Origin of the sequence: Sulfuritalea sp. (assembly GCF_017302275.1) — a bacterium.
Classification (GTDB): Bacteria; Pseudomonadota; Gammaproteobacteria; order Burkholderiales; family Rhodocyclaceae; genus Sulfuritalea.
On sequence record NZ_JAFLDR010000002.1, the window covers coordinates 67,083 to 79,464 of the forward strand.

At 66.9% G+C, this 12,382-nt stretch carries 12 protein-coding genes; all 12 read left to right on the forward strand.

Going from position 1 to position 12,382, the window contains the following annotated elements; all coding sequences use genetic code 11:
• Positions 1–10: 10 nt before the first annotated feature.
• The gene (locus J0M27_RS01350; protein WP_294986692.1) at positions 11–724 is read left to right on the forward strand and encodes an ABC transporter ATP-binding protein; all 714 of its coding nucleotides are present in this window, start codon (positions 11–13) and stop codon (positions 722–724) included.
• A complete protein-coding gene (locus J0M27_RS01355; RefSeq protein ID WP_294986694.1) occupies positions 721–1,956 on the forward strand; it encodes an ABC transporter permease in 1,236 nt (411 codons plus the stop codon). The genes J0M27_RS01350 and J0M27_RS01355 overlap by 4 nt, the downstream gene beginning before the upstream one ends.
• A gap of 65 nt (positions 1,957–2,021) precedes the next feature.
• Positions 2,022–3,536 (forward strand): CYTH and CHAD domain-containing protein, encoded by a 1,515-nt coding sequence (locus J0M27_RS01360; protein ID WP_294986695.1) that lies wholly within the window; start codon positions 2,022–2,024, stop codon positions 3,534–3,536.
• A gap of 43 nt (positions 3,537–3,579) precedes the next feature.
• Complete coding sequence (locus tag J0M27_RS01365; RefSeq protein ID WP_294986697.1) at positions 3,580–4,041, forward strand: histidine phosphatase family protein; 462 nt, start codon at positions 3,580–3,582, stop codon at positions 4,039–4,041.
• 113 nt (positions 4,042–4,154) lie between these two features.
• A complete protein-coding gene (locus J0M27_RS01370) occupies positions 4,155–4,658 on the forward strand; it encodes a MarR family transcriptional regulator (RefSeq protein ID WP_294986699.1) in 504 nt (167 codons plus the stop codon).
• Between the two features lie 64 nt (positions 4,659–4,722).
• Complete coding sequence (locus J0M27_RS01375; RefSeq protein ID WP_294986701.1) at positions 4,723–5,571, forward strand: alpha/beta hydrolase; 849 nt, start codon at positions 4,723–4,725, stop codon at positions 5,569–5,571.
• The gene (locus J0M27_RS01380; RefSeq protein WP_294986703.1) at positions 5,568–6,275 is read left to right on the forward strand and encodes a hypothetical protein; all 708 of its coding nucleotides are present in this window, start codon (positions 5,568–5,570) and stop codon (positions 6,273–6,275) included. The genes J0M27_RS01375 and J0M27_RS01380 overlap by 4 nt, the downstream gene beginning before the upstream one ends.
• A 197-nt stretch (positions 6,276–6,472) precedes the next feature.
• Positions 6,473–7,984, forward strand: coding sequence for a DEAD/DEAH box helicase (locus J0M27_RS01385; RefSeq protein ID WP_294986968.1), 1,512 nt, complete (start codon positions 6,473–6,475; stop codon positions 7,982–7,984).
• Between the two features lie 37 nt (positions 7,985–8,021).
• Positions 8,022–9,140, forward strand: coding sequence for an ABC transporter permease (locus J0M27_RS01390; protein WP_294986705.1), 1,119 nt, complete (start codon positions 8,022–8,024; stop codon positions 9,138–9,140).
• Positions 9,141–9,259: 119 nt separating this feature from the next.
• The gene (locus J0M27_RS01395; protein ID WP_294986707.1) at positions 9,260–10,039 is read left to right on the forward strand and encodes an ATP-binding cassette domain-containing protein; all 780 of its coding nucleotides are present in this window, start codon (positions 9,260–9,262) and stop codon (positions 10,037–10,039) included.
• Positions 10,036–11,043 carry an MlaD family protein gene (locus tag J0M27_RS01400; RefSeq protein ID WP_294986708.1) on the forward strand — a complete coding sequence of 336 codons (1,008 nt, stop codon included), beginning with the start codon at positions 10,036–10,038 and terminating at the stop codon, positions 11,041–11,043. Before J0M27_RS01395 ends, J0M27_RS01400 begins: the two co-directional genes overlap by 4 nt.
• 257 nt (positions 11,044–11,300) lie before the next feature.
• Entirely contained in the window at positions 11,301–12,140 is an 840-nt protein-coding gene (locus J0M27_RS01405) for a fumarylacetoacetate hydrolase family protein (protein WP_294986710.1), read from the forward strand.
• The last annotated feature ends 242 nt before the right edge of the window (positions 12,141–12,382 follow it).

Below are 12,382 nucleotides of genomic sequence, written 5' to 3' on the forward strand. Positions count from 1 at the left end.
AGTCATCGCGGTGAGCGAGCCACTGATCCGGGTCGTCGATCTGGCCAAGGATTACGTCATGGGCAGCAACGTGGTGCCTGCGCTACGCGGTGTCACGCTCGACATCGCGGCCGGCGAGTTCGTCGCCGTGATGGGGCCGTCGGGCTCCGGCAAATCGACCTTCATGAACCTGCTCGGCTGCCTCGACCATCCCAGCGCCGGCCGCTACTCGCTCGACGGCCAGGAAGTTTCGGCGCTTTCCGGCGACGAACTCGCCGCGGTCCGAAATCGAAAGCTGGGCTTCGTCTTCCAGCACTTCAACCTGCTCGCGCGCACCACCGCACTGGACAACGTCGCGCTGCCGCTGCTTTACGGCAAACTGCCGCCCGCCGAACGCGACCAACGAGCAACGCGCCGCCTCACCCAGATCGGCCTCGCCGATCGCATGGACCATCATCCCGCCCAGCTTTCCGGCGGCCAGCAACAGCGCGTCGCGATCGCCCGCGCACTGGTGAACGATCCGCAACTGGTACTCGCCGACGAGCCGACCGGCGCGCTCGATTCGCGCACCAGCGAGGAGATCATGGCCCTGCTGCAGGAGCTGAACCACGACGGAATCACCATCGTGCTGGTCACCCATGAGCACGACATTGCGGATTTCGCCGGACGCATCATTTCCTTCCGCGACGGCAAGGTGATCGAGGACCGGGCCAACGCGGCCAAGGTCGCGGCGGCCGCGCCATGAACTTCACCGCCACCCTGCGCATCGCCCTGCTCGCCCTGCGCATCAACAAGCTGCGCTCGGCGCTCACCATGCTCGGCATCATCATCGGCGTCGCCGCCGTCATCATAATGATCGCAGTCGGCAACGGCGCCCAGGCCCGCGTCGAAGACCAGATCAGGAGCCTCGGCTCGAACATCATCATGGTGCTGTCCGGCTCGACCACCTCGGGTGGCGCACGTGGCGGCACCGGCTCACTGCCGACCATCACCGAGGACGACGCCTACGCGCTGAACCGCGAAATCGATGAAATCCACGCCGCCGCGCCGACCCTGCGCGGCTCCGGGCAGGCCGTGGCCGGCAATGCCAATTGGTCGACCACTTTCTACGGCACCACGGCCGAATACCTGGAAGTGCGCGAATGGGCGGTGATCGAGGGGCGCGGCTTTGAGGTCGCGGAAGTGAGCGGCGCCGGCAAGGTCGTCCTGATCGGCCAGACCGTTGCCAAGAACCTCTTCGGCGACACCAGCCCGATCGACCAGGTGATCCGCGTGCGCAAGGTGCCGCTGACCATCGTCGGCGTGCTCGACCGCAAGGGACAGAACATGATGGGCCAGGATCAGGATGACATCATCCTGATGCCGATCAGCACGGCCAGAAAGCGCGTGCTCGGCTCGACCCAGCAGGCCAAGAGCCGCAACGTCGGATCGATCATGGTCAAGATCAAGGACGGCGCCGACATGGCGGCTGCCGACGCCCGCATGCGCGAACTGTTGCGCCAGCGCCATCGCCTGCAGAGCGGCCAGGACGATGACTTCTTCGTGCGCAACCTGTCCGAGATCCTGCAGGCCCAGGAGGCTTCTTCGAAAGTCATGTCGCTGCTGCTGGCGGCCGTTGCCTCGGTTTCGCTGCTGGTGGGCGGCATCGGCATCATGAACATCATGCTGGTCTCGGTCACCGAACGCACGCGCGAAATCGGCCTGCGCATGGCCGTCGGCGCCCGTGGCCGCGACATCCTGACCCAGTTCCTGGTCGAAGCGGTCACGCTGTCCCTGATCGGCGGCGCCATCGGCATCATGCTCGGCATTGGCGGCGCGACGGCGATCGCCGAATTCGCCGGCTGGCGCACCGAACTCTCCGGCGACTCGATCGTGCTCGCCGCTGGCTTCGCCGGCGCGATCGGCATATTCTTCGGCTTCTATCCGGCGCGCAAGGCCGCGCATCTTCTGCCCATCGAGGCGCTGCGCTACGAATAGTCGGCGCCGGCGTCACGGCGCTGGATTTACAATGCCGTTGTCGTCACCGCTAACCTTGAACCCCCATGGCTGAAGAAGTCGAACTCAAGCTGGCGCTAGCCGACGACCAGCAGGCGCGCTTCCTGCGCCAGCCCCTGCTGAAGCAGGCGCTGGAACACCGCGTCGCGACGCTCGACAACATCTATTACGACACGCCGGACCTGGCCCTGCGCCGTCGCGGCATGGCCCTGCGCCTGCGCCGCATCGGGCGCGACTGGTTGCAGACGGTCAAGCTGGCGGGTGCTTCGGCGGCGGGCCTGTCCAGCCGTCCGGAATGGGAAACGCCCTACGCGGGCCATTTCGATTTCTCGGCCATCGACCAGCCCGCGGTGCGCGATTGGCTGCGGCGGCCGAAGCTGCTGGCGCGCATCGTGCCCATCTGCGAGACGCGCTTTCGCCGCGTCACTTGGCGGTTCGGCGCCGAGCCCGGCGCCGTGTTGCTCACCCTCGACCGAGGCTGGATCGTCGCCAACGGGCGTCGCGAGGCGATTTCCGAGCTGGAACTGGAGCTGGATGGCGCAACCGTCGCCGCCATCTTCGAGATCGCCGGCCAGTTCGCGCAACGCGTGGCGGTGACCCCCGCGGTACTCTCCAAGGCCGAGCGCGGCTATCGGCTCTACAGCGGCGCGGCACCGACCCCGTTCCGCGCCGCCGCCGTGCCGCTGTCAGCCACCATGGCCCCGCTCGCGGCCTGTCGCCGCATCGCGCTGTCCTGCCTCGAACACCTGCAACAGAACCACCACGGTGCCCTGAACAGCGACGATCCGGAATACATCCACCAGATGCGGGTCGCCACGCGCCGCCTGCGCGCCGCGCTGCGCCTGTTCGCGCCGATGCTGACGGAATCGCTGGCCGCATCCCTGCGCCTGCCGCTGGCGGCCCTGATGGCGCACCTTGGCCGCGCGCGCGACCTCGACGTGCTGCTGGTCGAAATCGCCGATCCGGTATTGACGGCCCTGCCCGACGAGCCGCGCCTGCCGGCACTGGCCAGCGATATCACGAATCGCCGCTATGCCGCCCGCGAGCAGGCCCTGGCCCTGCTCGCCTCACCCGGCTATGGCGTGACGCTGCTATCCGTACTCGAGGCGCTTCAGCCCGGGGACTCCGGCGGGGAAGGGAATATGTCCCTGCGCGATTTTGCTCAGCGACGACTCCGGCGCCTGAACCGCAAGTTGCGACGACTGGCGACCGCCGCCGACCCGGAGCAACCCGCATCGCTGCACGCGCTGCGCATCGCGGTCAAGCGCCTGCGCTATGCACTGGAATTTTTCGCCCCCCTGGCACGGGCGAACGCCTTCGACCGCGCGTTGCGGCGACTGGCCGGCGCGCAGGACACGCTGGGGCAGCTCAACGACCTGGCCAATGCCGGCACGCTCCTCATGGAGTGCGCCGGTGACGATCCCCGTCTGCGCGAAGCCGTGACGCTGATCGGCGGCTGGCACGGCCCGCGCCATGCCGCACTGCAGGCGGGTCTGGTGCGCCAGCGGCGCGGACTGACCCGCCTGCGGCTGCCCAAACTTGCCCCGGCGGCCACGCCATGATATTTGCGCACCGGGGCCGACCATTCCCTCTTAAGGACATGCGATGGACTTGATACTCTGGCGTCACGCCGAGGCGGAGGATGGCGGCAGCATCCTCGCCGATCACCAACGGCGCCTGACGCAACGCGGCGAAAAGCAGGCAAGGCAGCTCGCGCGCTGGTTGCAACCCCATTTGCCGCGCAAGCTGACTATCCTCGCCAGCCCCACCGAACGCACGCGGCAAACCGCGCACGCGCTGGGACTGACCTACGAAATCGAACCAAAAGTCGGCGCTGGCGCGACGGCGACGGCGGTGCTGGCAGCGGCCGGCTGGCCCGCCCGGGACGGCGCCGTGCTGGTGGTCGGCCATCAGCCTACCCTGGGTCGCGTTGCCGCCCTGCTGCTGTCCGGCCAGGAAGACGACTGGGCGGTCAAGAAGGGAGGCGTCTGGTGGTTTGCCGGGCGGGACCGGGGTGGGCGCGTGGAGACCGTGCTGCGGGCCGTGCGCAATCCGGATTTCGCCTGAATCGTCCCCCGCGCACCCGGCCTGCGATGATGGCGGTTGCGGAAACGGGCATCTTTTGATATTTTAGGCATGGATATATCATTTGCGCTGCGCCTGCGGCCGCCCCACATCACATGTCGAAAAAATCCGCTTCCGCAGGTGCCGATACCGAAACCCGCGCCACGTCCGAGCACGCCCCGGACCTTCGGCTCTGGCTGCGCACGCTGGCCTGCACCAACCTGATCGAAAACCACATCCGCGCGCGCCTGCGCGCCGAGTTCGGCATCACCCTGCCGCGCTTCGACCTGATGGCGCAGCTTGAACGCTCGCCGCAGGGCCTCAAGATGGGAGAACTGTCGAAACGCATGATGGTGACCGGCGGCAACGTGACCGGCATCACCGACCAATTGGTCGCCGAAGGCCTCGTGGTGCGCGAAGACAGTCCCAAGGACCGCCGCGCCTACATCGTCAAACTGACGCCCGAGGGCCGCCGCAGCTTCCGCAAGATGGCCGAGGCCCATGAAAGCTGGATCGTCGAGCTGTATGCCGGAATGGATGAAAAGCAGCGCAACCAGCTCTATGAGCTGCTTGCCGCCGTCAAGACGAGTGCTTCCACCGCGGCCGCGAAGAAGAAGTAATCGCGTCGCGGTTTTCAACATGCCGGATAGCTGACCGCTTTCAGGACCTTGCCAAGGCCGCGGCATGTTGACGCCAGAGCAACTCGAAAGCGAGTACAACGCCCGCGCCGCCATTGCGGATCATCCGCAAATCTTTGAGCGATGGCGCGAGGAATCCGGCGCCGCCCGCGCCCGCCTGCAAGTCGACGCTGACCGCCGGTTCGGCCCCGCGCCCGCGGAAACCCTCGACTTCTACCCGACCGCCGGGCGCAACGCTGCGTTGCTGGTGTTCATCCACGGCGGTTATTGGCGTTCGCTGGACAAGCAGGACTTTTCCTTTCTCGCGCCGACCTTCGTCGATGCCGGCGTCGCCGTCGCAATGCCGAACTACGGGCTGGCGCCGGCGACGCCGATCGCCGAGATGGTGCGGCAGATGCTGCGCGCACTGGCCGCGCTTTACCGCGACGCATCGCAACTCGGCATCGATCGCGGGCGCATCGTGGTCGCCGGCCACTCGGCGGGGGCCCACCTCGCGGCGATGATGCTGGCCGCCGACTGGCCGCGCTGGTCGCCCGACCTGCCGGCCGACCTGCTGCATGGCGCCGTCTGCATTTCCGGGATTTACGACCTGCGGCCGCTGGTCCATGCGGCCTTCCTGCAAGACGACCTGCGACTCGACACGCGCAGCGCGAAGTTCGTCAGTCCTGTCAACTATCGGCCCGGGCTGGCGATGCCCCTGATCACCGCCGTGGGCGCCGACGAAAGCGCCGAATTCCGCCGCCAGAACCGCCTGATCCGCAGTGCCTGGCCACACTGCTTCCGCGACGACCTGCCCCTGCCCGGCCGCCATCACCTAGCGAGCGTCGAAGCGCTGGGCGCGGCGAGCCATCCACTTTTTGGCGCCACCATGCGCCTGCTGCTGGGCAGATCATGAAAAAGCTGATCGTCGTCCTGCTGGTCCTGGCCGCGGTGGTCGGATCGATCGCTTACTGGCTGTCCGGCAACATCGACGGCCTGGTAAGGGATGCCATTGGCGACTATGGCAGCGCCATGACCAAGGCCAAGGTCGACGTCGGCGAGGTGCGCATCTCGCCCTCCAACGGCAAAGGCAGCATCCATCGGCTGTCGATCGGGAATCCGGCGGGATTCAAGACCTCGCACGCGCTGAAGGTGGACCGCATCGATGTCGACATCGAGATCGCCTCCGTCACCAGGGATGTCATTGTCGTCCGCATGATCGCCATCGACGGACCGGACGTGATCTACGAGAAAGGCGAGGCCGCGACGAATTTCGACGCGATCCAGAAGAACATTGCGGCCTACCTCGGACCCGCCGACAAGGACAAACAGCGATCCGGCCCGAAACTGATCGTCGAGGAACTGACCATCAGCAACGCCAGGGCGCGCGCCAGTGCGGCCTTCATGGGCGGCAAAACCCTAACCATCCCGTTGCCGGATATCACGCTGCGCAATATCGGCAAGGCGCGCGGCGGCATCACGCCGGGCGAACTGGGGCAGGAAATCACGGCCGCACTGAAATCGAAGTTGGCCGTATCGGTAAATTTCGACCGTCTGCTGAAGTCGACCGGGCAAACGCTGGACAAGGCCGGCGAATCGATCAAGGGCCTGTTCAAGTAGGCCGCCGCGCCCAAGCCCGGCCGCGCGGCGGGGTGGCCTGTAATACAATACGCGTGGCGCGCCCTGCCGGTTGGCGCCCGATCCGGCAATTCGCCGCATTTCCCTCAAGCGCTTCGCCGCCTGAACCGGTTCCCCGAGAGGGGCAGGCCGATTCAGGAGTTCCATTGAACGACAACGACAGCAGCATCACGCCCGCCATTCCCGTCGACACCGCCGTATCGCCGGCGCCGACCTCCGAACCTCCCCGAGTCAGCTTCGACGATCTCGGCCTGCTGCCGGAATTGCTGCGCGCCGTGAAGGACGCGGGCTACACGCACCCGACGCCGATCCAGGCCCAGGCCATCCCCATCATCATGTCCGGCAAGGACGTCATGGGCGGCGCCCAGACCGGCACCGGCAAGACCGCCGGATTCACCCTGCCGCTGCTCCAGCGCCTGGCAAGGTACGCTACTTCTTCTCCTTCGCCGGCGCGCCATCCGGTGCGCGCCCTGATTCTGGCGCCGACGCGCGAACTGGCGATGCAGGTGCATGAAAGCGTCGTCACCTACAGCAAGCATGTACCGCTGCGCTCGGTCTGCATCTACGGCGGCGTGGATATCAAACCGCAGATCGCGCAATTGCGCGAAGGGCGCGAGATCGTCGTCGCCACCCCGGGCCGCCTGCTCGACCACGTCGAACAGAAAAGCGTCTCCTTCGCTTCGGTCGAGGTGCTCGTGCTCGACGAGGCCGACCGCATGCTGGACATGGGCTTCATCCCCGACATCAAGCGCATCCTCGCCATGCTGCCCAAGGAACGCCAGAGCCTGCTGTTCTCGGCCACCTTCTCCAACGAGATCAAGAACCTTGCCGACAGCATGCTGAAGGCGCCGCAACTGATCGAGGTTGCGCGCCGCAATGCCGTTTCCGAGACCATCACCCATCGCGTCTACCCGGTCGCCTCCGACTTGAAGCGCAGCCTGCTGGTGCACCTCCTGACCCATGACGAAGAGAAGGCCAAACAGGTGCTGGTCTTCGTCGGCACCAAGTTCGGTGCCAGCCGGCTGGCGGTCTATCTCGAACGCCAGGGCATCGCCGCCGACGCCATCCACGGCGACAAGAGCCAGCAGCAACGGACCGAAGCGCTGGAAGGTTTCAAGTCCGGCAGGATCCGCGTGCTGGTCGCCACCGACGTCGCCGCGCGCGGCCTTGACATCGACGACCTGCCCCACGTCATCAACTACGAACTGCCGCACACCGCCGAGGACTACGTGCACCGCATCGGCCGCACCGGCCGCGCCGGCAAGCATGGCGACGCCACCTCGCTGTTCTCTCCGGAGGAAAAGCAGCGGCTGGCCGACATCGAAAAGCTGATCAAGCGCCAGATCGAGCGCGTCGAGATCAGCGGCTTCGCCGAGCTGGCCTCCTCGCCGCCCGAGCGTGCGCCGAGCAATCGCGGCCACAAACGCGAACACCTCGAGCGCGCCCGCGAGAAGGCCCGCGAGCGCGACCGCGCGCTGACGCTGGACGGCGTCAAGCCGGCCGGACGCGAGCTGCCCAGCCCCGCCGCCCACGTGCCGCGGCTCGACCCGCGCCTGCCCAAGCTCGACTTCGATCCGACCAAGCCCTACGTCAGCAAATCCGCCGCCGGTGCAGTGGCCGCGGAAAAGCCGATTCCCACCCGCCCGCAGCGCCCCGTGGCGGCCCTGCTCGGCGGCTTTGGCAGGAAATAGCGCCGGGACGACCATGGGGGGTGCGGCTGCGTGGCGGTTGGCCCTGCGCCCGGGTGAGGCCGATAGCCGCGGCATCCTGTTCGTCGGCCTTGGCGGGCGTTGGCGCATTGACCAGGGGCTGCCGGAAGCGGAAGTCCTGCGAGACAAGCTCGACGCTTCCGTGCGCCAGGTAAGCTTCGATGCCGGCGAACTCACCGAGTGGGATTCGGGACTGCTCAGCTTCGTCGCCGGAATTTACAAGGCCTGTGCGGAACGCGGCATTGCCGTCGATGGCGGCGGATTGCCGCCGGGTGCGCAGCGCCTGCTGGCGATGGCACGGGCGATACCCGAGCAGAAGGTGTCCGGGCGCAGTACCGGCACGCCGGGGCTCTTCGCCCAGGCGGGAATCGCCACCCTGGAGTTCGTTCGCGGCGTGCCGCAAATGCTGGGCTTCCTCGGCGAAGTCACCCTGTCGCTGCTGCGACTGGTCTCCGGCCGTGCCCGCTTCCGTGCCCGCGACCTGTGGCTGGAAATCGAAGAGGTCGGGCCGCGCGCGCTGCCCATCGTTTCGGTGATCAGCTTCCTGGTCGGGCTGATCCTCGCCTACCTGGGCGCCGACCAGCTGAAACTGGTCGGGGCGCAGATCTTCATCGCCGACCTGGTGGCCATCGGCATGGTGCGCGAGGTCGGCGCCCTGATGACCGGCATCATCATCGCCGGCCGCACCGGCGCCGCCTTCGCCGCCCAGCTCGGCACCATGCAGGTCAACGAAGAGATCGACGCCTACAAGGCGCTGGGCATCTCCACCATCGATTTCCTGGTGCTGCCGCGCATGCTGGCACTGATGCTGATGGTGCCGCTGCTGACTCTCTACTCGGGATTCATCGGAATGCTGGCGGGACTGCTGGTGTCGGTCACGATCTTCGACATCGGCGTCTTCGAGTACTACACGGAGACCCTGCGCGCACTGGAATTCAAGCAGTTCGCCGTCGGCCTGTCGAAGGGCACGGTGTATGGCGCGATGATTGCCTTCGCCGGCTGCCTGCGCGGCATGCAATGCGGGCGCAGCGCCGAGGCGGTCGGCCACGCGGCGACCTCCGCCGTGGTCACCGCGATCCTGCTGATCACGATCGCCGCCTCGATCATGACAATCGTCTATTACCAGCTCGGCATATGAGTGCCCCGCACGGCCGCCCGAAGGGGCACCAGCCACAACCCGGAGCCGCTCAGCGGCGCACCCCGCTCACCCCCTTCCCCGGGGAGGGGGCCGGGGGGGAGGGTAGCCCGGAGGACCCCGTGCCGCACATCGAAGTACGCGATCTCTCCATGGCCTATGGCGATTTCATCGTGCAAAGCGGCCTCGACTTCGTCGTCAACAAGGGCGACATCTTCATCGTCATGGGCGGCAACGGCTGCGGCAAGACGACGCTGATGCGTGCCCTGGTCGGACTGCAACGGCCGGCGGCGGGATCGGTGCTTTACAGCGGCGAGGATTTCTGGAATGCGGCGGCGGAAGAACAACAAAGGCTCAAGCGCCGCCTTGGCATCTTGTTCCAGGGAGGCGCGCTATGGAGTTCGCTGACGCTGGCGGAAAACGTCGCGCTGCCGATCGCCGAATACTCCGGCCTGCCTCCGGCCCGGGTGGACGAACTGGTCGCTTTCAAATTGGCGCTGGTCGGACTGGCCGGCTGCGAAGACCTTTACCCGGCCGAGCTGAGCGGCGGCATGAGGAAACGCGCCGGGCTGGCGCGGGCGATTGCGCTCGACCCCGACATCCTGGTCATCGACGAACCCTCCTCCGGCCTCGATCCGCTGACGGCGCGGCGCCTGGACGAGCTGATCGTCGAACTACGCGACAGCCTGGGTACCACCATCGTCGTCGTCACGCACGAACTGGCCAGCATCCTCAGCATCGGTAACAATTCGATCTATCTCGATTCCGAAAGCCGCAGCATGATCGCCACCGGCCATCCGCAGGACGCCTTGAAGAACGGTCACCCCAAGGTGCGCCACTTCCTCACGCGTGGCGGCGAGGCACCGCCGCCACGCCTCAACGTTCCGGCGGAGACGCCATGAGCAGGAAAGCCAACCCCACCCTGATCGGCGCCTTCGTCCTCGGCGCCCTGGCGCTGGCCATCGTCGCCACGCTGCTGCTGGCTGGCGGCAGCTGGTTCGGCGAACGCCGCCAGCACGTGTTGTATTTCGAGGGCGCCGCGCAAGGCCTGCAGGTCGGCGCACCGGTGGTTTTCCTCGGCGTCAAAGTCGGCACCGTGCGCCAGATACAGCTCGGTCTCGACCAACAGAGTCGCCGCTTCCTGGTGCCGGTAACGATCGAAGTGGAGCCCCGGGTCGTGCACTCCCACGGTGGCACCGACATCGACCTGCGCGACCGCGCCACGGTCCACCAACTGGTCGAGCGCGGCCTGCGCGCGAGGTTGCGCCTGCAAAGCCTGCTCACCGGCCAGCTCTACGTCGATCTGGATTTCCATCCGGACAAGCCGGCAGTGTTCGCCGCCATCGATTCTGAACAGAGCGAAATCCCGACCATCCGCACCACCGTGCAGGAATTGACCACCAAGCTCGAAAGCTTTCCGATGGACCAGTTCCTCGCCGACGTCGCGGCGATCAGCAGTGCAGTGAACAAGCTGATGTCGGCGCAGGCCACGCAGGACCTGCCGCGCCACCTCGATGCGACGCTGCGCCACCTCGAATCGCTCGCCAGGCGTTTCGATGCGCAGGGCGGCCCGATGCTCAAGGATGTGCGCGACAACCTGGCCGAGATGAACAAGGCGCTGCTGGCGGCACAGGCCGCCATGGCCAAACTCGACACCGCGGCCGACCGCATCGCCGACCTGGCGCGCCCCGACTCGCGCGTGGTTGCCGGCATGACGCAGGCCAGCGAGGACCTGGCGCGAGCCGCCAGCGCCATGCGCAGCCTGACAGAACAGGACGCGCCCACGGTACAGAACGTCAATGCCGCCCTGAAGGAGATCGCCCGCGCTGCCGACGCCCTGCGCCTGCTGGCGGAAACCCTGGAGCAGCAACCGGACGCGATCTGGCGCGGCAAGAGGCAGAAGTAGCGCCCCTGACGCTCGTGACTTCGATGAACCATTCCACATCGTGAGATTCCCCGCCGACGTAGGATTTTTAAGCTGGCCTATTGGTCCGCCCCTCCCATCCGTCCACGGTGGGCTTTGCACAGCCCACCGGCAGCGGCAGCGCAAAGCGGCGCTTTGCGAAACCCCGCCTCCGCCCCCTGCAGGGAGGCTACTATTTGGGTCGCTACGCTCGAACTCGGCGAGTCGCGCTTGGCGATGTAGTTGACAAAGGAGACGCCATGAAACTGATCCGCTACGGCGCCAAGGGGCGCGAAAAGCCCGGGCTGATCGCCGCCGACGGCGGCCTGCGCGACCTTTCTGCCCATATCGCCGGCATCGGCTGGAACGAAATCTCCCCCGCCGGACAGAAGCGCCTCTGCACGCTGAATCCGGCGACGCTCCCCGTGGTAAGCGGTGCGCCGCGCCTGGGCGTGCCCTTCACCGGCATTTCCAAGATCGTCGGCATCGGCCTCAACTACCGTGCCCATGCCAACGAAGCCGGCATGCCGGTCCCGACCGAGCCGGTGATGTTCATGAAGGCCACCACCTGCATCGGCGGCCCCAACGACCCGATCATCAAACCGGTCGGCAGCACCAAACTGGACTGGGAGGTCGAACTCGGCATCGTGATCGGACGCGAGGCACGTCGGGTCGCCGAGACCCGCGCGCTGGACCATGTCGCCGGCTATTGCACCTTCAACGACGTCTCCGAACGCAGCTTCCAGCTCGAGCGCGGCGGCCAGTGGGACAAGGGCAAGGGCTGCGACAGCTTCGGTCCGATCGGCCCCTGGCTGGTGTCGAAGGACGAAGTACCCGACCCGCAGGCGCTGCGCCTGTGGCTCGACCTCAATGGCGAACGCATGCAGGATTCCTCCACCGCCGACATGGTGTTTTCCTGCGCCGAGATCGTCAGCTACGTCTCGCGCTTCATGACCCTGCTGCCCGGCGACGTGATCTGCACCGGCACGCCGCAAGGCGTCGGCATGGGCCGCGGCCGCTTCCTCGCCGTCGGCGACCGGCTCAGACTCGCGGTGGATGGCCTGGGCGAGCAGCGGCAGACCGTGGTCGCCGCCGCCTGACGCCAGCGACCCCGAGCGCCACCCGCAGAAGATGAAACACGCGAAAACCATTACTCGCCCGTCCCCCTTCCGCTGTGCGGCCCACGGCTGGCTTTGCACAGCCAGCCGGCTGTGGCCGCGCGACGCATGCGTCGCGAATTCCCGCCTCGCCCCTCGCGGGGGGTTACTAGCCAGCTCGCTGCGCTCGATTTCAGCAGCGACCTATCCCGCTGTTTCACCTTAATCCAAGAGTCGGCGCTGGC